This window comes from Anabaena sp. FACHB-595 (genome assembly GCF_048568275.1).
Lineage (GTDB): Bacteria > Cyanobacteriota > Cyanobacteriia > Cyanobacteriales > Nostocaceae > Trichormus.
Genome location: NZ_CP183476.1, coordinates 40,742 through 64,007, shown reverse-complemented (window position 1 = coordinate 64,007; position 23,266 = coordinate 40,742). Strand labels below are relative to the sequence as shown.

The 23,266-nt window shown below is 40.7% G+C and carries 22 protein-coding genes; 14 read left to right on the top strand and 8 right to left on the bottom strand.

Going from position 1 to position 23,266, the window contains the following annotated elements; translation table 11 throughout:
- Nucleotides 1-87 precede the first annotated feature (87 nt).
- The 8 genes from ACN222_RS30025 to ACN222_RS29990 all read right to left on the bottom strand — a co-directional run bounded on the left by ACN222_RS30025 (nucleotide 88) and on the right by ACN222_RS29990 (nucleotide 3,498).
- The gene (locus ACN222_RS30025; protein WP_010994116.1) at nucleotides 88-693 is read right to left on the bottom strand and encodes a hypothetical protein; all 606 of its coding nucleotides are present in this window, start codon (nucleotides 691-693) and stop codon (nucleotides 88-90) included.
- Nucleotides 690-941 carry a hypothetical protein gene (locus tag ACN222_RS30020; protein ID WP_010994115.1) on the bottom strand — a complete coding sequence of 84 codons (252 nt, stop codon included), beginning with the start codon at nucleotides 939-941 and terminating at the stop codon, nucleotides 690-692. The genes ACN222_RS30025 and ACN222_RS30020 overlap by 4 nt, the downstream gene beginning before the upstream one ends.
- A 138-nt stretch (nucleotides 942-1,079) precedes the next feature.
- Nucleotides 1,080-1,478 (bottom strand): hypothetical protein, encoded by a 399-nt coding sequence (locus ACN222_RS30015; RefSeq protein ID WP_010994114.1) that lies wholly within the window; start codon nucleotides 1,476-1,478, stop codon nucleotides 1,080-1,082.
- Between the two features lie 52 nt (nucleotides 1,479-1,530).
- The gene (locus ACN222_RS30010) at nucleotides 1,531-1,722 is read right to left on the bottom strand and encodes a hypothetical protein (RefSeq protein ID WP_044520332.1); all 192 of its coding nucleotides are present in this window, start codon (nucleotides 1,720-1,722) and stop codon (nucleotides 1,531-1,533) included.
- A gap of 7 nt (nucleotides 1,723-1,729) precedes the next feature.
- Nucleotides 1,730-1,996, bottom strand: coding sequence for a hypothetical protein (locus ACN222_RS30005; RefSeq protein WP_010994112.1), 267 nt, complete (start codon nucleotides 1,994-1,996; stop codon nucleotides 1,730-1,732).
- On the bottom strand, nucleotides 1,996-2,157 hold the full coding sequence (locus tag ACN222_RS30000) for a hypothetical protein (RefSeq protein ID WP_010994111.1): 162 nt from the start codon (nucleotides 2,155-2,157) through the stop codon (nucleotides 1,996-1,998). The genes ACN222_RS30005 and ACN222_RS30000 overlap by 1 nt, the downstream gene beginning before the upstream one ends.
- A complete protein-coding gene (locus ACN222_RS29995; protein WP_010994110.1) occupies nucleotides 2,154-2,564 on the bottom strand; it encodes a hypothetical protein in 411 nt (136 codons plus the stop codon). Before ACN222_RS29995 ends, ACN222_RS30000 begins: the two co-directional genes overlap by 4 nt.
- Before the next feature lies 1 nt (nucleotide 2,565).
- Nucleotides 2,566-3,498: a ParM/StbA family protein gene (locus ACN222_RS29990; RefSeq protein ID WP_010994109.1), complete on the bottom strand. Its 933-nt coding sequence runs from the start codon at nucleotides 3,496-3,498 to the stop codon at nucleotides 2,566-2,568.
- Nucleotides 3,499-3,860: 362 nt separating this feature from the next.
- On the opposite strand from ACN222_RS29990, the gene ACN222_RS29985 reads away from it, so the two are divergent.
- The 14 genes from ACN222_RS29985 (at nucleotide 3,861) to ACN222_RS29920 (ending at nucleotide 23,019) form a co-directional block, all read left to right on the top strand.
- Entirely contained in the window at nucleotides 3,861-4,034 is a 174-nt protein-coding gene (locus ACN222_RS29985; protein ID WP_126987717.1) for a copy number control protein, read from the top strand.
- Between the two features lie 1,501 nt (nucleotides 4,035-5,535).
- Nucleotides 5,536-7,713 carry a hypothetical protein gene (locus tag ACN222_RS29980; protein ID WP_044520331.1) on the top strand — a complete coding sequence of 726 codons (2,178 nt, stop codon included), beginning with the start codon at nucleotides 5,536-5,538 and terminating at the stop codon, nucleotides 7,711-7,713.
- Nucleotides 7,714-8,827: 1,114 nt separating this feature from the next.
- Complete coding sequence (locus ACN222_RS29975) at nucleotides 8,828-9,322, top strand: hypothetical protein (protein WP_010994105.1); 495 nt, start codon at nucleotides 8,828-8,830, stop codon at nucleotides 9,320-9,322.
- Nucleotides 9,323-9,657: 335 nt separating this feature from the next.
- Nucleotides 9,658-12,714 (top strand): helicase HerA domain-containing protein, encoded by a 3,057-nt coding sequence (locus tag ACN222_RS29970; protein WP_010994104.1) that lies wholly within the window; start codon nucleotides 9,658-9,660, stop codon nucleotides 12,712-12,714.
- Nucleotides 12,711-13,271, top strand: a complete 561-nt coding sequence (locus tag ACN222_RS29965; RefSeq protein WP_010994103.1) for a hypothetical protein — start codon at nucleotides 12,711-12,713, stop codon at nucleotides 13,269-13,271. The genes ACN222_RS29970 and ACN222_RS29965 overlap by 4 nt, the downstream gene beginning before the upstream one ends.
- The gene (locus ACN222_RS29960; protein WP_044520330.1) at nucleotides 13,210-13,968 is read left to right on the top strand and encodes a hypothetical protein; all 759 of its coding nucleotides are present in this window, start codon (nucleotides 13,210-13,212) and stop codon (nucleotides 13,966-13,968) included. Before ACN222_RS29965 ends, ACN222_RS29960 begins: the two co-directional genes overlap by 62 nt.
- Nucleotides 13,958-15,010, top strand: coding sequence for a type IV secretion system protein (locus tag ACN222_RS29955; RefSeq protein WP_044520329.1), 1,053 nt, complete (start codon nucleotides 13,958-13,960; stop codon nucleotides 15,008-15,010). Before ACN222_RS29960 ends, ACN222_RS29955 begins: the two co-directional genes overlap by 11 nt.
- Nucleotides 15,007-15,723, top strand: a complete 717-nt coding sequence (locus ACN222_RS29950; protein ID WP_044520328.1) for a hypothetical protein — start codon at nucleotides 15,007-15,009, stop codon at nucleotides 15,721-15,723. The genes ACN222_RS29955 and ACN222_RS29950 overlap by 4 nt, the downstream gene beginning before the upstream one ends.
- A gap of 4 nt (nucleotides 15,724-15,727) precedes the next feature.
- Nucleotides 15,728-17,269, top strand: coding sequence for a TrbI/VirB10 family protein (locus ACN222_RS29945; protein ID WP_010994098.1), 1,542 nt, complete (start codon nucleotides 15,728-15,730; stop codon nucleotides 17,267-17,269).
- Nucleotides 17,266-18,243 carry a hypothetical protein gene (locus ACN222_RS29940; protein WP_010994097.1) on the top strand — a complete coding sequence of 326 codons (978 nt, stop codon included), beginning with the start codon at nucleotides 17,266-17,268 and terminating at the stop codon, nucleotides 18,241-18,243. Before ACN222_RS29945 ends, ACN222_RS29940 begins: the two co-directional genes overlap by 4 nt.
- Entirely contained in the window at nucleotides 18,243-19,442 is a 1,200-nt protein-coding gene (locus tag ACN222_RS29935) for a hypothetical protein (RefSeq protein WP_084789059.1), read from the top strand. Before ACN222_RS29940 ends, ACN222_RS29935 begins: the two co-directional genes overlap by 1 nt.
- A 2-nt stretch (nucleotides 19,443-19,444) precedes the next feature.
- Nucleotides 19,445-21,217 (top strand): type IV secretory system conjugative DNA transfer family protein, encoded by a 1,773-nt coding sequence (locus ACN222_RS29930; RefSeq protein ID WP_010994095.1) that lies wholly within the window; start codon nucleotides 19,445-19,447, stop codon nucleotides 21,215-21,217.
- Between the two features lie 10 nt (nucleotides 21,218-21,227).
- A complete protein-coding gene (locus ACN222_RS29925; protein ID WP_010994094.1) occupies nucleotides 21,228-21,629 on the top strand; it encodes a hypothetical protein in 402 nt (133 codons plus the stop codon).
- Complete coding sequence (locus ACN222_RS29920; RefSeq protein ID WP_044520325.1) at nucleotides 21,622-23,019, top strand: hypothetical protein; 1,398 nt, start codon at nucleotides 21,622-21,624, stop codon at nucleotides 23,017-23,019. The genes ACN222_RS29925 and ACN222_RS29920 overlap by 8 nt, the downstream gene beginning before the upstream one ends.
- Nucleotides 23,020-23,266: the final 247 nt, after the last annotated feature.

Below are 23,266 nucleotides of genomic sequence, written 5' to 3'. Positions count from 1 at the left end.
CCCTTGCACCCCTGCACCCCTGCTTGCCCTCATGAGCAAATTTGTTTGCTGAACGGTATTGAGGGTTCATCCTTGGGAATTTACTTGTTAGTCAATCAAGCGTCTAAAGAAACCTTTCACAGAGCGCATGGCGTTAGAACCGTGTCTGTGAATGTCCTTGAGTGTTTCTTTGGCTAGGTCTGCTCCTGAAAGACCAAGCTGTTTATCCTTTACCTGCTGCCAAACCTGAGATTGTGCCTTTGTTGCATCAATCTCAATCACTCTAAGGGCGGCGCGGTGAGATTCCCCCAATAGGTTAAGCGTCCGTCCATGCCGGAACTGTTCTTGGGCTAGTTGGTTATCAGATGCAATAACTTTTTGCTGTAGTCCATAGCCCAAACGCGCATCGCTGGCTCTGACCTTTGACCAACCATCAGCCATTTTGTTGATGCTTGCACCTGCGGTGGTGAGAAACTGGGTTTCTTCAGCCATGACTGCCTCAGTTGCTTGTAACCCTTGGTTTAAGTTGCCGAATACAGCTTTGGCATTTTGGGCGCGTTGAGTTTGTTTGATTCGGAAATCTGCTACCTCTGCGGCAGCTGTCTCGTTGCCATCAAGTGCTTGAAATATGGTTTCTTGGCTGATGTTGGTTAAGGATTGTAAAGCAGCATAGGTGACAGGTGCATCCAGTTTGAGTTTTACGGTTCGGTTCATGGTTTACACTCCAAATTCATAGCAGTGCCATAGAGATATAAAGAATACCGTTCGTGGTTGTCGGCACGGAAAAAAGGAGTGTGGAGAGGGCAAGCTAGAGGAGAGGCGATCGCTAGTGCTTCGCCACGCAAACTTTGCGTGGTGGCAAGCAGAGGGGCAGAGGTGCGGAGGGGCAGGGGGGAAACTTGTACAAATCTCTCCTCTGCTCCCCTGCTCCCCTGCTCCTCTGCCGACCAACAAGACAGCATTTTTTGGTTGGCGAACTCCTAGTTGTGTGTACCCATCCCAAGACGGATCATCAATCTCAATCCTTGATGTGAGTTCAGGCGAATATCTACAAAAGCCGTTTGCTTCGTCATTAAGACAAATATAATTAATGACTACTTCTATGGTTCCCATGCTCCTAGCTCCTTAAGTCTGTTAAAGATGTCACTAGCCTGCTGTTTAGTCCCACCATCAGCAATATCAGAAAGTGCTGTCTCATCTCCTTGGGCAAGTCTCCAAATAGTTTCGTCCGGTAGTTCTCCCCCAAAATTTCCTAAAAATTGTCCGTGAGTAAGAGGATTGGGCGTTGAGTCGATAGTTTCAAATTGGTCATAAATTCCTCCAGATTGCAGGTATGGCAGTGCTTCTTGAATAATCTGCTGCTGCTCTGGTGTTCTGCCTAAGTCTGGTTGAAATGGATCATCATTAGCCACAATAAATGCTGCTGACTGAGCCAATCCCTCTGGGCATCCGTTATTAGTTAGCGCGTTCAAGGCTACAGAAAATATGTTGTCGCTCATCTTGCTAAGATCCTTTATATTGATACCTGATGCTATTAGCTGGCGATTCGCATTACTGATTGGCGTTAGTAGAGCGATCGCCTTTAATTTCACATTCCGATTGCAAAGTATTGAAAAACTGATTAACGTCACCCAAAGTGAGATCACAATCAAATTCCAAAGCTTGGTATTGTGGATGCTGATGAATTTGTGTGAGCAATTCTTGGACTTGGACAACTAATTGAGGTAGCGATTGCCGACTCATATTCACCTCAAAATAATGACAACTGCTGTGATTGTTGATTGACTACAGAACCGTTTACAGATAAGCCTTCTACGGCATAACAACGAGTACTTAAAGCCTTGTGATTCAACTTGATATCCTCTTTCTTTTTCTCTCCAGCAAGAGGACGGAAGATATACTGTGGTGCTTTGAGCGTGCCTATTTTTTCTATGTATCGGTACAAAGTTCTATCTATTTGATAAACGCCAGACTCAATCAGTGATGCTGGGTCATCAATGCGAGTGAGATTTTGCATTAGCTTTCACTCCCACCTTTTAAAGAACGAACAAGAGTATCACCATAGTTAACTAACAGGATGGTGAATAGTTGTGAATATGTATTGATTCCTGTTTGCTCAATGATTTCTTTGGCTAATGGTATGTGCTTCTCGTCCAAGACTACACGGGTCTGATTCATAACTTAAGACTCCTAACTAATAGCTGACCTTTCGGTTTTTCGTTCGTTTGTTCTGGTTGAGATATTTGTGGAGCTAATGCAATATTTTCTGTTTCAATTTTTTGAATCTGAGGCAGAGCATTTATCGTATTGCCTGCTAGATATTCACTAATCAAGAGATTTGTGGCAGATGTGACGCTAATTCCTCTCTCGATTGCATATTGAGACACCCAAGCTTGATGGCGTTCATCTAGTCTGACTTTGGGGTTAATTGTCCCAGTTTGGGGCAAGAATGACAGATTTAGATGCCATCGATGTCTGATTGCATCCAACAGCAGATTTACAGTGTCAGTCAGTTTGGAATAGTTAAGTGAAAGACGGACTCCTTCAACTTTGCTGGCGACTTGAGCCGCTAAACGTACTTGCATTTCACATAGCCAACAGTGCTTGAATATTTGACAGTTGTGGATTGGCAGGAATGTAAAACCCTTGCTTAGAACTCAGTTTTTGACGGACTAAATTTGCACATCCACCAATCAGCATCACGTTGGTAATGTCAGCGAGATAGTCATTTGCAGCTGTAGAAATGCTATCCATCAGGTTGTTAAACCAGTTTTCCAACAACCCTGGAAAGACTGAGCTAAAGTCATACTTACGCCCGTAGATGAAAGAAGCATCAGCAATGGCATCCATCATCTTCGCCACTTTAAAAGCAACGTTATCGCGCTTGGCGAAACTCTGCATCAAATCACTATTGATGATGTCGTTAGCCAGAGAAACACCACCCACTTTCGGAATTGAACGCCGGGTGAGAACGTCCAAGGATGGAGTGATGACGACATAATTAGTTGTACCGCCGCCGATATCAATAGCGAGTGTGTCACCATCCATATCCAGCTTGCCGTTCCTGTAAGCATTAACTACAGCCACATCAGTCTCAAGGAAAAATTCAACATTTTTAATTCGGTGTCTGTAGTTTGTGCCGTTGACAGTGATTTGATGGTCTGCAACTAGAGTTCGTCTGATAGTGTCTTCATGCCATTGAGAATGTTCTGGAACAAGAAACCGGACAATACCATCAAAATCTTGGCGTAATCCAGCCAAAGTAAATGGTTTAAAGAATTCTGGCAGGTCTTTACCCCTTTCTGCGGCGGTTTGTGAATTTTTCTGCTTCGTGGCGCGGTCTCCAAGGACTAAAACCTTATCATCAAGTTTGACAGAGGGTGAGTTGTCACTGTCGTAATCTCTGGCGCTGGTGTAAGTTACGTCTTGGATGACTGAGCGCATAACGCGAGGTTTTTCACCTTTGAGGGCGGTAATGCTGCTGTAGTTGCCGATATCTGCACAGTAAATATTGATCACTTGCAATCTCCTAATAAAGCTAGTAGCAGCCTTTTTTGGCTGTTGCTAACCTCTCTAGGTGGCTATGTCGGTTGTTGTGAAATTTTGTCTCACTTGTACTAACTCGTCTAATAGAATCTCACTGACGCTTTAGAGTTGTGCTTACTTCAGGATTAGTGACAACTTCGTAGTTTTACAATTCAATTATGGTCTGATTGTTTTACATCCACTCAATGCAGTATAGCGTCTAATGGATGTAATGGATGTAATGGATCTATTGGATCTATTGGATCTATTTATCTATTACTTAATAAAACATAAGATTGTGATATACCTAACAAGTATACAAAGATGGATATATTGGATATGTTGGAGGTAAGAGCTTGAGTAAAAAGGAAAAAGAAAATGACACGGTGGAACTTAGAGTTTTTGTCCCTGGAGACTTAAGGAATCAATTTAAGGGGGTATGTGTTACTCAGGGGCTGACCATGAGCCAAGTAATCACTGAATTTATGAAAAATTATGTTGACCAGCAACACAAAAATAAAGATAAATAATTTCCCAATCGTTAATTTCCGGTCAAGGTAATTTAACTGAAATCGTTGTATTACCTTCATTAGACAAAGATTCTAATCGTTGGTTGCTAATTCAGTGGTGTGGAGAAGGAATTAACTGAGCTAAAAATGTGGCTTAGTGATAGGTGATCTCTGACTATTAACCTGGTCAACAAAATTAACTTAATGCCTTCAAAAGACGTAAATACAAGAAATGGATTAATTGCAGCATGAGTAAGACACTCTTAAAAATACTTAACATTCTAGGAGGGCTATTTAAAAAAGCGACCACTCTGTCCAAGGAGCGATCGCTGTTTATATGTAATTGTTTAAATTTCTGCTATGCGGTTTGTAAACCTAAAACACAAGACAGACAAATCTGTTTTTATAAGGTCAGACCGCTTTTCATGCTACTCTAGCGAGAGTAAGTTTGCACGTAAAACTGCAATTAGTCTTTACAAGGGAGGTAGTAACGACAAAAACAGTGTATTCGGATAGTCAAAATAGATGTGAGTCGTTGTAGAACATTTTGGAGTTAATAAGACTTGCCGATCAAGACACCAAATTTGTTCCAAACTGAGGACTCACGACTCGTTCATTCCCTGTTGGCAATCTTAGCACACAGGGCGGGACACTTTATGCTTTTTTTTGGACAAATAGTAAAAAAAGCATCTACCGCGACAATTAATCCCCACTCTGAGTTAAAGCTGAGTATTGGCAAAAGCTATTAAGCCAAGAATAATTAAGGGATGATTTGACGGCTAGATGCCTCGCAGAAGAGGATAACGTCGTGAATAATAGATTTTTTCAATCAAAAACTGGAATTATCACCCTAAAAAGGACACAGAGGGCTGATTTCTGCTTTATTTACTATGCACAAGTTAGCGCCAAGGCTTACACCAGTCGCTCTTAAAGTTGTGTCAAGTAAGTAAAGAAAAGAAATCGGCTAGCTGCCCACACGCCAGACATATGTTTAGCGGTTAACAACTAACCGCCAAGATTTTATTTTTAAAAGCAATTTCAATGTAGCAATGTCTGGGTCATAAAGGCAAAATTAGTGCAACCTGAGTCAGGTGCATCAACCCTCTAAAATTGACCATAAGAGTATCAGGCTAAGAATTTCAGCCATTTTCATCATAAAAATTAATTTTTGAGCGAATGGGAAATTTTTGGTTGATAGCAGTTGGTGACATTTGATATTAGCACCGCTAATGGAAGCTCTAAATGAGGGGATAGGGTGTAACAAGCAAGAAGGGCTGAAGGTATTAAATCAGTGAACAGTTATCACAGTTTCAGTCGGAGATTTAAAGCCGATAGAAACAATCCATTTTTAGAAATGAGGGACTCTAACTCCCAAAGGAAAAATTAACTGATAACTGTTGAGTGTGGGGTCTAGAGAAAAATTCTCCACCCCACCCCGAAAATCCCAGACCTTCAAAGATACACCCCAAACCTCAAAAGTGTGGGTAGCTCCGATGAACCAATCATCATCGGAGAGAGAAAAATGGCAAAAGCCAAAGCAAACAAAGCATTACAACCCGCCTTAGAGCCATTAGAGCCATTAGGACAAAGGTTTATAAAATACTTCCATCACGGCTGGGGATTCATTTACGCCCCCACCCCGAAAAGTGGTGAACGCCCACAATGGCAAACAGAAAACCGCTACCCGATACAGCCGCGCAACCTGTGGCAACAATACATAAACCCAGATGTCATGCTGGGACTGCGATTTGCCAAAGAAACGAACTACCTAGTAATAGACCTAGACAGCAAAAGCCAGCTACACCCATCAAACAGCCGAATAAAATACCAGGAACTACTAGCAAGCCTAGAAGAAATCGGCTTATGCAGACCAATACCGATACAATCAAGCGATAGTGGGGGACTGCACATATATTATTTCTTGGAAGAAAAACAACATTCATACACCCTAGCCTGTGCAATCAAGCAGACGTTAGAAGCAGCAGGATTCAAAATCAAAGGAGGAGAACTAGAAATATTCCCTAACTGCAAAGTGTACAGCAAAGGCAACCCCAGTAACTTTAACGCCCATCGCTTACCCTTACAGACAGGCTCATACATACTAGACGATTGCCTAGAGCCGTGGTCAGACGACATAGAAGACTTCCTCAACGCCGCCGACTGGTCAGCCGCAGGGCAAGACTACGAAGCATTAGCCCAAGCACTAATCCAAGCCAGTAATAAGAAAATCGTAAAATTCCCGTACCGTCAGCGCAGTGCAGCAGAGCAATGGAAGCAAGACCTAGAACAACGCATATGTGAAGGATGGACAGGACAAGGACAGACAAACGAACTGCTCAAAGACATAGCGTGTTACGGCATAGTATTTCGCCAATTAAGCGGACAGACATTAGTAGATCATATAGTGATCACAGCCTGTCAATCCCCAGGATATGTAAACTGGTGTCGCCACCAACAAGAAATAGAACAAAGAGCCAGAGAATGGGCAAGGTGCTGTGAAGGATTCTATACCCCCTATGCAGGCATACCGCAAAGAGCAAACAGTTATAAAGAACAATTCGGCAAACTAGATGAGAACAAAGTCATCAACCTGCACCCTAACGAACAAAGGCAGCAAGAGACAATAGAGAGGATTCGTGCGATAGTCGCACAGCTAAAAGAAACTTTAACATTTCCAGAACGGACAAGCGATCGCGCGTTAGCAATAATAGCAGTATCAAAAGCCGAGTATGGCAAAGGAGTAAGCCAAACCACCCTACACAAAGCCATTTACCTACCCCTATGGCATCCCGACCATGAAGAAAAACCCGAAACAAAACAGCGTGTAAATGATTGTCCAGAGAGCAACACAGCGAATTTAATCACCCAAAAATACCCCGAAATACCAGACCCGTGGTTAGAAAAGTCAGACGCTGAAATCCAGACAGAACAAGAGATACAAGAGCAGATAGGGCAAATTTACACACTCCCCCAATATATGAAGGTTTTGTACAGAAGAACAGCTAAAGCGTTGCCATCAGCAACGCCAATAGCTGTTCTTCATCAAGATCAAGAAATTTCTTCCAGCTCTAATTCCAGCTCTAACGATATTTCTAATTCTTCAGGTACCATTTCTGATTCTTCAAAGATTTCAAATCTTACCAATCATAAGCAAAACCAATGGGACTTTTCCGGCGGCGAATCGTTTGATGAAAATAAGCCAAACTTATCAAACGAAGAAGCGATCGCTGGTTTAGGCAATGCCGACGTATTAACAACCGCCAATAGCGATGTTGATAGCGTCTGTGAAAACACTTTACAGAGGGAAGATACTCCAGAAGGCCAACCCTCTGTACCAGTTTCTATATCAACAACCACACAGCCGAACCTCGAAAGTGAAAATTCAGTACCGATTGCTGTAGAAGCGGATGAGCCACTTGAACAACCAACCTTTAGCCCAGAAGATTACCGTCAAGCAATCAGACTGAAACTTCAGGCTACTGCTCAAGCACGTCATTGGGTGAAATTATACTGCACCATAGAAAACTTATCTTTAATGCCCCAGGAGCGAATCAAGCTAGAACATCTGGCCATACGCCTGCTGATGCTAGAATCGCCATCGCAGATTTTACAACAGGAAGCACAGCAATGGCTCTCCAGTAACCCCTGTGACTTCGAGATGGCAGAGCGGTTAAAACAAAGCAAGTCGTGGAGAGGATAAGTAACCGAAGAGGCGGAGGGGCAGGGAGCAGGGAGCAGGGGGAGTAATCCCTGCCTAGTAGCCGTGAAGCGGAGCGAAACATACAAGCCTCGCCCTTACAGGGCGCTCTTGCTGGGTCGGAGTACAAGCTCAGTCCCAGTTTTCCCTCTTGCTCCCTGCCCTCTTCTCCCCTGCTTCTTTTGACCTATTCGCCTTTGCAAGTACAGCAGATTTCACAAACTTTAACGAAATAGAACTCAGGAGTCAGGAGCCAGAATGAGCGCATGAATTCTGTGCGATTGGTGGATGTAGCTTGCTTCTCCGTTCGCTGTCTTCGTCTTCGTTAGGAGAAGGAGTACAAACGGTGGAACACCGCACGAAATTGAAAATTTGGTGATCTTCCCTTCTCCTGTCAAAAACGCTACGCGAACAATTCCTGGCGGGTATGAATTCCCCACTTTCTTGTTCTGAGTTCTGAATTCTGGCGGATGTATTCTTCTTCAAAGTTTGTATAGAGAATAGTCAATGAAAGAATGCTCAACCATATTCCTTCGCGTGGGTATAAAAGCAGAAACTAATAAAGCCAATAGTACCCTTTTTAGAAAAGTGAGGGGACAAATTTGTTTGGACAGTCACAACAGTAGAACTATTAGTTGGGAACTGTGACTAAAATTAGCTTTTTTGAGATTTTCGTCCCAAAAAAGATATTTATATCCTGAAAGTGGGAAATTTGACATCAAAGACTGTATTTTAATTGCAGAGTTCGCATAAAAGATGTTAAAAAGATAATATTAGTCCTAATAAAAGGGCTGTAACAAAAATATATAAACCAGCTTGAAGTAAGATTTATTTGTGTAGGAATAAAAAATAAAGAGCGATTTTTACATAATTGAAGTAACTTGTCAAGTGTTGTGAGTAATTACATCGTGATTTAAAGCAGTTTGAGTAGTAAATAAATATATAGGAAATTAAATTAATATTGCTAAAAATGTTTTGTTATAGTTAGTTGTAATAGAGTTTTTTTATTGTTCCTTTGCAGAATAATTTAGGTAAGTTGGTAAGAGAAGTTTATTTCTAGTAGTTGGAAGTTGTAAAAGCAAAGGACAGTTAAGCAAATTCACCACTCCTCTTCCTTATGGAAAGAAAAATTTTCCCTTGGACTTTGGCTAGGCTCAAAGCATCTACATCAGCAGTAGAAAGAGCAGATGATAGAGTAAGAAAAAATCAAGCTCAAAAAAGCTTATTTAAATCGGTTTTTCAAGTACGTTGGCAATTAGTTTCAGTGGGAACTACGCTTTTAATAGGATTACAATCTAGAGCAGCTAGAGCAGATTCAATATTTAGCAACGCTCAAAAAGCAATGACCTGTGTGATTACTAGCGCCTCATCTGGTGGAACTATTAATAATGCAGTGTTGACTAGCTTGCCAATGATTCTGTTTACATCACTGACTATCGTTTTGTTCGGCTACTTCTGCTTCTCCGTTTATCAAGGAGTGGCCTCTTACGGCCGCGGTGAAGAAGTAAGTAACGTCATACAACAGCCAATTTTCACCTTTATATCAGTGATATTGATTGTGGTGTTCCAGTCATTGCTGTTTGGTGGTAACGCAGGCTGTACTCAGGGTTAAAGAATTGAGGATTCAGAACTACCAAATATTAAATTTGGTGAGAGAGTTAAACCCGTTTATCAAAACAGAATTCAGTTTGGGAATTTTGTACAACTGATGAATAAATAAGTGGGTTTAAGCTCCTTACTCAATCCCTGATTCAGTGGTCTACTATTCGGGAACACCCAAGGCGAATACTTAGTGGAGGATTTAGGACCACCACTGATTAATTCTGATTCTTGAATTCTGAATTCTTAAAAAATTCGTCCTTGATATAACTCATCCATAATCCTCTTTTTGATAAGGGGATATGGATACTGATGTGCATGAATTTTCTCAATAAATGCTGAAGCTCTATGAGAGAAGAAATCAGAAAAGTCAATCAGAGCTTAGGTGAAAGTCCAAAGTTTGGCCCATTTACAGGCAGACAGTTTGTAATTTTTGCAGGTATATTCTGTATAGTATTCGGACTGCTGTGTTTAATAATCGGGTTGGATATTTTTTGGGGTCTAGGCTTTGCATTTTGGTCTAGTTTCTCAGTAGCATTACTATCAGGAGATCAACCATACATTTACTGGTCTAAAGTTTATCCAATTGTGCCAAGATGGACGAGAGGATATGCAACTTACACATCACCACACCTTAAGAAAAAAGTAGGTACTAGAAAAGTAAAACTAACACGTTCATCTAAACCAAAAACTCTCAATCCGTTTGAAGATTGGTTAGATTTAACAACCATAGTCAGATTAAAAAAAGATGCTTACACAGTTGGAGCTTACTTGCTGAGTAAAAAGAATCTGACTGATAGTAATAATACCCTGCAATTAATTTTTGGATTCTCATGCACAGGGATTCATCCCCTATTCAACTCAGAACAAGAAATAGAAGCAGTAGCAAAAATTTTTGAAAGTGGTTGTAAAGAAATCCCGCCAGGAGAAAAAATCACCTTTAGATGGAGTTCCTTCTGTGATGATAGTGATGCTGAACAGTATTTAATGCAGCGTATCAACAATTCATCATCTTTAGAATGTGAATTTCTAGATTGGGGAAGACTAGCCAGGACACAAAAACTAACGAATCAGAGAGCGCGCAAGGACATCAAACTAAACATTTACTGGTCATTTACAGTAAGCTCAGAAGCCCTAGAAACCTCAGACCCAGTAGATAAGTTTTTGGCGAAATTAGCCAACTTCGTACAAAGGAGGTTTACAGATTCAGGAGTGAACCAACTAACCAAAAAGCGGTTCACTCAGATTTTAACCAAGGCACTGGAAGCCTCATTAAGATACCAGCAGATTCTTACAGAAATGGGCTTAAATCCCCAACCCAAAACAGATAAGGACTTATGGCAAGAGCTTTGTAAAAACATCGGAGCTAAAACAGTAATCGCTCCCCATACCCTGGTATTTGATGAACAAGGTGTCAGAGAAGAAATCGACGAAAAAGCAGTATTTGATAAACCAATCGAAATTATCAACCAGCCACACTTAAGCTCAATCATCTTGAACAACGGAGTACCTTTTGCCGATAAGCGCTGGATATGTTTACCAACAGGAGAAAACAAGAAATTTGTGGGAGTAATGGTATTGACCCGCAAACCAGAAATCTTTGCCTCAACCAAACATCAAATTCGGTTCCTGTGGGATTTATTCTCACGCAACAATATTTTTGACGTAGAGATAATCACAGAATTCTCCCCGGCGGACAGAGGAATAACCCGTGCAGCCCAGCAAATGATTACCAAACGTTCCAGAGCATTGGACTTAAATGTGCAGCAAAAAAAATCAATAGATGTTTCTGCCCAAATCAATGTCGAACGTTCCGTCGAAGCCCAAAGACAACTGTACACAGGAGATGTACCACTAAACTTGAGTTTGGTAGTCTTGGTTTACCGCGACACACCAGAAGAAATAGATGATGCCTGCCGATTAATTTCTGGTTACATATCACAACCCACAGAGCTAACCCGTGAAGTGGAATATGCGTGGCTAATCTGGTTGCAGACTTTGTTAATCAGGCTAGAACCAATACTTTTACGTCCATACAATCGGCGGCTAACTTTTTTCGCCAGTGAAATCTTAGGACTGACAAATATAGTACAGAACAGTCCCGCAGACGAGCAAGGATTCGAGTTAATCGCCGATGAGAGTGATTCACCCCTTCATCTTGACTTATCAAAAACCAAAAATATCTTGATATTGGGGACAACAGGCTCAGGAAAATCAGTTTTGGTATCATCCATCATCGGCGAGTGCCAAGCTCAAGACATGAGCGTCTTAATGATTGACCTGCCAAATGATGACGGGACAGGAACATTTGGAGACTACACACCTTATCACAACGGCTTTTACTTTGATATTTCCAAAGAATCCAATAATTTAGTGCAACCCTTGGACTTATCAAAAATCCCCCCAGATGAATGGGAAGATAGATTGCAAGCCCACAGAAATGATGTGAACTTGATTGTTCTTCAGTTAGTGTTGGGTTCTCAAACCTTCGATGGATTCCTATCCCAAACAATCGAGTCTTTAATACCATTAGGAACAAAAGCCTTTTATGATCATGCCGATATTCAACGGCGTTTTGCTAAAGCAAAGAAAGATGGGTTAGGTTCTGCGGCTTGGGACGATACACCAACACTCGCAGACATGGAACGCTTTTTTAGCAAAGAGCATATCAGCCTGGGCTATGAAGATGAAAACGTTGACCGAGCGCTGAACTACATTCGTTTACGCTTTCAGTATTGGAGAAATAGCAGCATCGGCAATGCCATCTGTCGTCCCTCCACCTTTGATACCGATGCCAAGCTCATCACTTTTGCACTGACCAACTTACAGTCAAGCAAAGATGCCGAAGTGTTTGGGATGTCTGCATATATTGCTGCCTCCCGCCAATCCCTATCAGCACCCAATAGCGTTTTCTTCATGGATGAAGCCAGTGTATTGTTGCGATTTGCGGCTTTATCGAGGTTAGTAGGGCGTAAATGTGCCACTGCCCGTAAAGGCGGCTGTCGAGTCATGCTGGCAGCACAAGATATTCTTTCCATCGCTAATTCAGAAGCAGGGGAGCAGATTTTACAAAATATGCCCTGCCGCTTAATTGGGCGGATAGTTCCTGGGGCAGCTAAAAGCTTTACCGAGCATTTAGGAATCCCAAAAGACATTATTGATAAAAACGAAAGTTTTCGTCCCAATATTAAACAGTTATACACACTGTGGTTGTTAGATTACAACAACAAGTATGTACGCTGCCGTTACTATCCTTCCTATGCAATGTTGGCGTTAGTTGCTAATAGCAGAGAAGAGCAAGCAGCCCGTGACAGATTTAAAAGAAAGTACCCAGACAAATTCAAATGGGTAGCCGAATTTGCTAACTACTATGTGGAATGTATTCAGCAAGGTAAGCCTCTATGAAAAAGTTGGAAATTGCTACAGGATTGGCACAATATAAAGTCTTGCTGGCGATTTTAGGAGTTGTAGGAGCAGGACTGTCATTTGAAATGTGGAAATGGAATCAACAGCAGCATGAAAAGTATATTGCTGAAAAGCAGAAGGCTTGTCAACAGTCCTTAGATATTGCTAATCAATATGTAGAAAACAATCGAATATTAAGAAATATTTATTATGCAGCGATAGCACAGGATACTTTCAAAGCGAAGATGAATCAACCAGGGATTAATACAGATTTTCAGGCTGATAAGCATTACATTTTGATGTATTCCAAATCAGCTTCTTTAATACCAGAACAGCCACGATACGAGGGAAGTTTATTTAGAAGATTGTCTAAGTTAACTGATAAACGTCCTCCTGAACCGTTAATGGTAACTGGTAAAAAACTGTTAGGAAATAAAGCAGAAGTAATATCTGCTTGCTCTCCTGTAACTTTTACAGTCTCATTGGAGAATTTATATGAAATTGCCCAGCCAATTGATATTACACCTTATCTGCCGCCGTTTAGCAGTTTTTACTAGTTTAGTAGTTCTGTTTATTTTATTTTCAGCCTTACCTGCTCATGCAGGGTCTTCTTTTTTAGATCAACTTCAGCAAGTTATTGTTAGTTTACAGACATACATTGAACAACAAAAACAAGAATTTAGCCAGCAGTGGAAAGAATTAAACGGTGATTTAAGCGACGCTATCAGTTCTACGGTAGGAGATTTAGGAATACCAGATCCCCTAAAAGCAGGTAAAAAAATTAAGGTAATTATTCAACAGCAGGATACTGATTTAGTTGAAACTGACTCTCAAACTCAAGGCGAAAATGCTCAAAGAAACTGGCATCAATCTTATAGTTATGGTCTTTCTCAATCAGTTCTAGGTAGAGAAGGACAAAAGACTCAGGCACAAGAAGCCGAAATGAGTAATGAAGCATTAGGAACATCATCTAATAATGCTGATGCAGTACAAAATGATGTCATTACTCAAGACATCTTAAAAAAGATGGCAATACAGAATTTGCAAACAACCATTATTACTAAATCGATTCACAGCGAATCACAAAAACAGACTAGAGCCTTATCAGCAGCCAATATCAATTTGAGTGACATTTCCAGTAGGTTAGATGAGCAAGCAAGAAAAGAACAAGCTAATAGTAATTCAAGTGCCAAACAAATTATAGGTACGGCTGCTTTCGCTGATGCTTTTTGGGAACAGAACAATGCTAAATAATTTAACTAATTTCTTGTATTTACTAGCAGTGACCGGAGATACCAATGCAGAAGATATAGTAGATGGAGCTATTAACGGCTCTCGCATGGTTGTATCTTCATTTAATCAAGATTGGCAAGATTTAGCGAGTGGAAATAGTGAAGTTTTCAAAGCAGTAGTAGCTGTATCTGCTTTATGTGGAGTTGTATTTGTTTCCTTCTGGTCGTTAAGTTGGTATTCTAGGTTAACTCAGGAAGGATTTAGTAATGAAGTCATAAACGAGATGGTCTATCCATTATTAATCTGTTTAATGTTGACAGTTAATAATGGACAATTACTAGCGAGTACATCTCTAATGTTTCGTAATGTAGCAGTTGGTTTAAATGACAAAGTATTAAGTATTACGCGAAATGGCATTACTTTAAGAGATGCTATTCGTACTGCAAATATGGATCAGGCATTTGCACTTTCAGCCCAAGCACAAATGCAGGAGTGTGTACAGAAACCTACAGAAGCAAAAGATGAACAAGGGAACATAACAAATCCACAAGATATTTGTAAAGAAGAGAAAATCAAGCAAATCAAAAAAAATGCCCAAGAGTATAAAGAAAAATATGGATTACCTTCCTATTCAAATAGCTGGAATCCATTAGATATAGCTGGGCAGACTATTAATTCAATGGTACAAGCCTTGTCATGGATTATATTTAGTGGTTTACAAGCAGCCTTTCAATATGTGGTTCAAGTAGCATTCCTACTAAATGCTTACATTGCCCCTATCTTTTTAGTACTGTCACTTTTCCCCTTTGGAGCTAAACCAATCTATGCTTGGGTTTCAGGATGGTTATCACTGACTTTAGTATTAATGTCATACTCCATTGTTTGTGGAATTGCTGCCAGCGCAATAGTGAATGCTAGTAATAATAATCCCTTGTTCTTACAGCTAGTACAAGCAATTTTATCTCCAATTCTGGCATTAGCAATTGGTTCTGGAGGAGGGATGGCGGCTTTTTCCTGTTTCTCTAGTAGTGGCAGGCTAGTCTCAGGGAGGGTATTCAGATGAGATTACTAGATAAAAGGGAAATAAATTTTGCCCCTTTACTATCAATAGGACAGACCATAATTTTAATATTTGTTTTTTTAATCAGCATAGCTAATTCAGGTAGATTAGGTAAAATTGCCAGCAGTAAGCCAACTCTAGTTGAACTGCAAGATGGAACATCTATCAGAGCAATTCCCATTGGAGAGAAAGAGCGTACTGACAAAGCAATTATGGATTTTGTGGGTCGGACAATGATGAATTTGATGAGTTGGAATGCTCTACCAAAATCATCAGATGAAAATCTAGACCCAAGAAATCTAAAGCTTGATACTGGTGTACAGATAGCTGATAAAAAACTAACTACAAATACCTGGGGTGCAGGGTTTGCATTATCAGAAGATTTTCGCGCTAGTTTTTTAAGAGAAATAGCTGGATTGACACCATCTGATGTATTTACTGGTGATACACAGTCAGCTTTATTAGTACGTTATCTAACACCTCCTGAAAAAATATCAGAAGGGAAATGGCGAGTAGATATGGTAGCTAACTTGGTAGTTTTTAAAGGAAAAGACCAATCAGGTAACGCAATCTCTTTTAATAAGACTGTTTTTGTCAGAGCAATTGATACCCCACCATTACCAAATAATCCTTCAGAACAACTGTTAGCTGCTTACAATGCGCGAAAAGCGGGAATGGAAGTGTACCGTATTCAAGATTTAGACTTAGGAAGGTAGCTTTATGTCCAGTCAGGTTGCAGATAATCCAAATTCAGAAGCTACCCCCAAGACGGACAATCGTAGCCAAGAATTTGCACAGATGAATGGCGCAGAGATGAAAGCTGATTCAACAAAATCAGCAGAATCAACAGTCAATGCACTACAAAGTGAGCCAGAGGAAGTTGTTACTACTCGTCCAGTAGCTGGACATCCTTTATTAAAAGGACTAACAATCTCCGGTGGAGTGTTACTGTTAGTTCTCAGTTTTGCAACGATGATTGGCACATTAACAGGAGCTTTAAATTCATCCAGTAATAATCAAAGTGAACAAAACACAAAAACTACTCCAGAGGTGAAACCAGACACCGAAGAAAATGAGAAAGGAGAGCTAAAAACAGCAATAGCTATCACTTCCCAAAAAGGTGAATTGCAAGCCATTAGTAAAAAAGATCATGGGGATGTATCACCTACTCCATCACCAACAACCATCCCTACAACTACTGCCGTTACTGTGAGAACTCAGCCAATACCAAGGCAATCAACAACTTACCAAGTGCCACCGCCCCCTGCTCCCGTAACCAGACCAAGTAGAAGCTATCAGGCTGCTTATATACCTAGACAGTCGTTTTCTCCTGCCCCTATCTCTGCACCCCCCGCGCCTCAGCCGAAACCTGTAACCGTCAGACCTAACGTTAGCAGTTCCCAGCCATTACCTTTGGTGAGAACCACCCCCAAAGACCCGATGCAGGAATGGTTAGCAGCAGCAAATGTAGGAAATTACTCCTCTAGCGACTCTAGTAATGGTGAATCAAACTATGAACAACCAGATTTAAAAAATGCCCAAGTAGAGGGAGGCACAGGAGTTAGACCAGTAAATGCTTCTTACCCAAATCAAGATTCCTCTCAACCACCAATTAATTATGATGGCAAACGGGTACTAGTGGGGACTCGTGCCGCCGGGGTGATGGAAACTCCTATTGCTTGGGTAGGTAGTAGTGTCAGTAATCAGCAGGAAGGGCAGACTTCTTTAATTAGGCTCTCCCAACCCTTGAAAGCATTTGATGGAGAAGAAGTGTTACCCAAAGGTGCTTATATTGTCGCTGTTGTTAACCCAACGAATTCAGAAATAGCCCAAATGACGGCGGTAGCTGCACTGGTTAATAGTGGTGGCACAACACAAGAAAGACAATTGCCAGCAAATTCTATTTTGGTATTAGGTAAAAACGGCAATTTACTAAAAGCCCAATCGCGTAAAGGTGGGGATAATTTAGGTTCTTCACTGATGGCATCCTTGCTATCTGGTTTATCTAAGGTAGCGGAAATTCAAAATCGAGCTAATTCAGAGACAACAATTAGTTCATTAGGTACGACCACTACCACTACAAATAACGGTGAAAAAGATTTAGTAGCAGGTTTTGCTCAAGGTAGTATCAATGAAATTTTAGACAGGATGAAAAACTCAAACGAGCGGCAAATACAAGGGCTACAGCAGCAACAACAAGTCTTTGTAATTGAAGCAGGACAGCAAGTACAAGTTTTTGTAAATCAGTCTATTTCGATATGAAAAGTTTAGCTGTTTTACTGGCAACTACGTTAGTTATCGGTGGTAATATTGGCATATCTTCAGCATTACCACCAGCCAGAAATGTATATTCACAGGATGCTCAAGGAAGCAATAGTAGAGGAATTGATTTAAAAGTATGGAGTGGTTACGGATTAACCATTAACTTCATTCCTACAGGTGAAACAATCAAACAAGTCTGGCTAGGAGATCCATCACGTTTTGCCCTAACTTCAAATGGCAGCTTATGTCAACGCGGGGTATCAAATGATGAGAATTGCGGAACTGGAGGAGCTACAGTTTTATTTTTGAGGCAGATAAAACCGATTAGTTTCCCATCTTTAACTTCTAGTCAAGATGGCAGTACAGTAATTACAGTAATTACTGCTAGTGCTGAAGGTCAAAAACACTATCAATTCAAGTTAACACCGGCTGGAGGTAAACCAGAATACACAGCCCTAATTATTAAACCGGACTCTGACAGACCCAGGACTCTGTTAGTAGAAAAACCACCTGTAACTGCAATTAGTTCTCGACCAGTGCCAAGTTCTGGGAGTAGGAGCGGAGGGGCAGGGGAGCGGAGGAATAGGGGAGGTGAACAAGTAGTCAATAATAACTTTCTTAACGCCCCAGGCTCAAGAGTTTCGACAGCTGCAAAAATTAATCCTAATCAAAATTTATCACGGCGAACTACTAATAAACCTGTAGAAAGAACCCCTGAAAGCAAAGTAAATCTATCAGCCACCAATTCTCTACAAGTAGGTACGGCATTAAAAAGAAATGATGCTAATGCTGTGGCTTATGGATTAGGGGTAGCCGTTAGTAACGGTGTAGTTAAACCTAAGTCTGGAGAATGGCGTAAAGCACAAGATACTATCCGCTTACTCAGAAGGGGTAAAGCGAGAGACGAGGCTATTAAATTATCAGGTATTCCCCAAGAACTCTTCAATAAATTAATCCAATGGGGGCAAAACTAATGATTTTGAAGAAAGCTATTTTATCAATAGTATCTACGTCTTTACTTGCTGTGTCATTGTTAGAATTGCCAAGGGCAGCAGTGGCAGAGATTCCCACAGTTACTTACACATCAGGTAAATATCAACTAAAATCTCCCGATTGGTCGAAAATAAGCTGGAGTAGCTTAAATCCAGTTCAGGAGCCTGGATATATCAATATAACTCCAGATATTGCTAGTAAATTAGGCTATAACCTCTCCCGTTCTTGGTCAGCCGGACAGAATATTGATTCTGTAATTATGTTAGGGGATGTGGATGAAGCCTTTGCACAAAGTCAATTCACATTACAAATAATAGCTTCAAGAAGTGTCAACCAAAATAATCAGTTGACATTAGAAGATTTTGGATTGATGAAGTGGCAAACTATAGGGTCTTTAGTTAAAGCGATTCCTAGCCTAAGAAATATTAATGTTAGGAGAATGAAACCGATTCAGGACTTACTGCAAAAAGCCGGAATTTATACAGGTGGGACACTTTCACAAGCCTTAAATTATAACTCTAAAGTAAGTAAACTTTCATTAGGTCAATTAGATTTGAGCAAATATGCGTTAACCTCAATCCCCAAATTGACGGAAACAAGAATCAGTAAATTTCAAAACTGGCAGCAAAGTTTTATTAATCAAGTGCCACTTTTAAATCAAGTCCCCTTTGACAAAATGCCTCAGCCAATTAATTCTGGGCTTGATGTAGTAGGTATAGCCTCTGTGGTTCTAGGAAAATCGGAGCGTGGGGATTCAAGGGCAAGAGAGAATTACTTTGTGTCTGGTAAAGTCACTCGTTCTGATAAAACTGTTGTTGTTGCTTGTGGAGTAGGTCAAGAGTGTCCTTATTTGGAACTGGGAGATGTCGCCGGACAGCAAGGCAACCTCTACGGTAAGCGTTGGGCTTCTGGCTCCTCACAACAAGTAGACGGTGGTTTTGGCATATTGCAACGTGTCAACGGAGGTAAAGAACCTACAGGCAGACTGGTTTATGGTTCAGGTTTCAAAGTTGTGCTTACGGGTGTAAACGAATCCACGGGTACAGCTAACTTCGGGCTATTTTTTCGGATCTGCATGAACTTCTTCTTAGGTGGAAAATCCTGCACTCCCTACTTTATTGGGCCAGTCCCTTGGGTTCCAGTTCAAGAGAATGATTTAGTCATTCTCGGTAGGGGGTAGCGATGCCTGAAACATCTACACTGAAGACAGCCCCTCCCGCGCATAATGTCATTCCCCAAAACTTCTACGATGCCTTCTTCTCCCCGATGGGCTTGGGATTACTTGTAAGTGTTGGAGCGTTGGTGTTAGCCAAAACAATGGAAGGGCGAGGAGCAACAAACAAACTAGCACGGGCGCGATGGGCAGGAGGTAGGGAGAAAACAGCAGCTCGTAAGCTGGCCTGTAAACAGATTACTGAACGCAGACATAACAGAGTAGCTTTATATATCGGTACACCCAGAGGTACTAAATTCCAAGTTGTTGGCAACAAACGCATTACCAACATTCCAGAAGATAAAAACAGGCTTTATTTGCCAGATGTGCAGCGTGGCATTTTAGTTTCTGGAAGTGGGGGGTCTGGTAAAACCTTCTCTCTAATTAATCCTCTGATACGTTCCGCCATCGACCAGGGGCTACCAATAATCATCTACGATTATAAATATTGTCATCAAGAGTCAGAAAAAGCAGAAGCCAAAGGACAAGCGCCCAAGCTGGCAGGGTATGCAGCAGAGCGTGGTTATGAAGTAACAATACTGTCTCCAGGTTTTCCAGAGTCAGGAGTAGCAAATCCCCTTGATTTTCTCCGCAGTCCGACTGATGCAGAGATGGCACGTCAGTTAGCTATCGTCCTGAACCGTAATTTTAAGCTAACAAGCGGCGACTCTTCCGATAGCGGATTTTTTGCGAATGCAGGAGATCAGCTGGCACAGGCTATTTTTATGCTGGCACGCGGTACAAGCTTCCCGGACATTATGATGTGCCATCAACTTCTCAGTTTACCCAGACTGATTGACCGCATTCAGCAAGCAGACCTAAATCCTTGGGTGAAAGTTGCCTTTGACCAATTCTTATCCGTAGCTGGTAGTCCAGAAACAGCCTCCAGCATTGTTGGTACAACAAGCGGGTTGTTCACTCGCTTTATGACCCCATCAACCTTGTCTGCGTTCTGTGGAACAACAAATATCCCCTTGGACTTGACAGGACGGAAGATGGTCATCTTCGGCATGGACAAAGAAAAGCGTGATGTCATAGCCCCACTTTTAGTTTCCATTCTGCATCTTTTAGTAAGTCGAAATGTAGCTAAAAAGAGAACTGAACCCCTAGTTTTAGCATTAGATGAATTACCTACCTTATACCTTCCTGCTTTAGTAGATTGGCTGAATCAGAACCGAGAAGATGGTTTAGTTTCTATTTTGGGTTTCCAGAATATTTCACAGCTTGAAAAAGCATATTCAGAGGAAGTTGCTAACGCTATTTTTGGTGGTTGTGCAACAAAAGCCTTTTTTAATCCGCAAGATGATGTAGCTGGACAAAGGTTTAGTAACTTCTTAGGAGATGAACAAATTAAGCATAAAGAACGTTCTCGTACCTCTGGCGGGAAAGGAGGAGCCAGCACATCCTTATCTGAACAAAACAGCACTAGGAACCTGTTTGAAATTAATCAGTTTAACTCGTTACCAGAAGGTAGAGCCATAATTGTTAGCCCTGGATTTAGAGGAGGCAGAGAGGTAGGGCTACCGCTATTAGAACAAATTCAGATTCCCCAAGCTGATAGAAATTCTGAAGTAGAGAGCGTAAAGGAATGGTACAAATTACAGCAAAAATTCATAACTCAATCAACATTGAGAGAGCCATCTGGTGAAGAATTAGAAATCAGAAGATTAGAAGCCGAAAGGTTATTGCCTTTAGTAGAAGAAAAGGCGGAAGCTGAAAAGATTATGCAGAATGAAATTTAGGAGGTAATCGATGAATAAGTTTTCTGATTATGAATTGAGTCTTTTAGCTAAACTACCGCTAGATATTGCCGCCTTAGCTAATGAACATCGAATTGATATCATGAACGCAGCTGAATGTTGGGATGAACCGCCATTTCCCGATAACTATATTCCAGAAATGATTGAAATCTATTACGGCAATACCCCCAGTCCTCATGTGTTTATTGTCAATGGAGAATTAGAGGACTATAGGCTAGATGATTTAGACCTTAATACAAAGTCTATTGCTGTGCAGATTGATGACCAATGGGCTTATATCCAAATAGAAGGTCAAGAAATTCTTAATCGATTAGGTGGAGTGATCTTACCAGATGTAGTTATTGAACCAACCGCATTGTTAAATTCTGTTTTACAGGTGGAGAATCATGGATGAAATTAAATCCGAGAGTAAACAGATACAGCAAGATTATTTAGAAATCCTCAATGATATCTTGCAAAAAGTTATGGAGAAAGGGCAGTTTCAAGGAGCAGATGTCAATAAGGACATATCAATTTTTGTCGGGAAACAACTCCAGTATAAAGGTAATCCTCATGGAGAAGTATCGATAAATCTGGTCAAATCAGATTTAGTAGAGCAGTTGCAAAAGGCTATCAATTCTCCTCAAGAACTGAAAGGTTCTGTCCGAATTATGATTGGTAAGGACAAAGCTTTTCATGTCAAAGACGGAAAAGTTATAGCAGATAAGCTGGGACTAGCTACTAAGACGGCTCAAAACTTAACTACTAGCCAAACTAAGAATGTCGCTAAATCCCCTCAGAAATCACCAGTTAGTATCAAAGATTTACAAAGTCAAGTTGATACTTTACAGCGTCAGGTTGAAGCACAACAGAAAGTAATTGATAATTTCAGTAATCAGCAACAGAAATCTCCAGAAGAGATTAACTCACTATTAACTGAATTTAACAACCTCAAGGCAGCTTTTGATACACAACAGAGAACAATTGAGCAGTTACAGAAAGGGTTAGCGGCAGTCAATAATCGTAATATTCCCCATGTACAGAACCAATCTTTGAAAGACTGGATAGGTAAACTCGAAACTAATGTCAAAAAATCTGCCCAAGGCTTGTATGAACAAGTTAAATCTAGTTTAACTCCAAAAGTAGAGGAAATTAAAACACAAATTCAATCGGCACTGACTCCAAAGATCGATAAAATTAAGGCTCAACTTGAAAGTCAGATTGAGTCTTTAAAAACAGAAATGCAATCTCAAATGGAGGCGATGAAGAATGACTTAAAAACACAAGCCGATGTTGTCAAAACTGGTATTAGTGAAGTTAAGGGGCTTGTACAGAATGAAATTCAACAGGGTGTAGAACGTCATCAAGGCGCTTTAGGTGCTGTTAGTAGCAAAATATCTGAAGAAGTAAATACAGTTCACAAGCAAGTAACTCAAGCTGTTGGAGATATACATTCTGCACTCAATCATACTGTTAAGCAGAACTATGAGAAAGTAACAAATAGTGTGATGGAGGCTAAAGGGAAAGCCATTGCTAAAAGTGTTGATTCCATGCTGCGTCTTTTTGGTCAAACAAATGCAGATGGTTCAATGACTTATGAAAGTAAAAGTTTTAACTTTCATAAACAGGGTAATAATATTTCGATTACAGCTAAAGATGGTAGACCTGTCATGGTAGAAGGTGACTTAACAACTGCTGCAACAGAAAGCGACGTTGAATCTCTCAACAAAGTAGAAACTGTTGTTCATAATTATTTGAAACCCCAAGCACCATCTCACTCACAATCATCAAAACTTAGACGCTAATTTGATGAAGAATTCAGAAGTCAGAATTCAGGAGTCAGAATCAATTAGTAGGGGATTCAAACCCAAGACTAAATCAAAGATTTGCTCTGGGTCTTAAACCCACTTATTCATCCGTCAGCCATACAGAATTCAATTCTGAATTTTGACGACTGGTTCCTGAATTCTGTTTTGATTAAATCAAACATGATTCCTGATTAAAACTCTATCCCTTTATAGTTAGATTATTCTGGCTCTTGACTTCTGATTC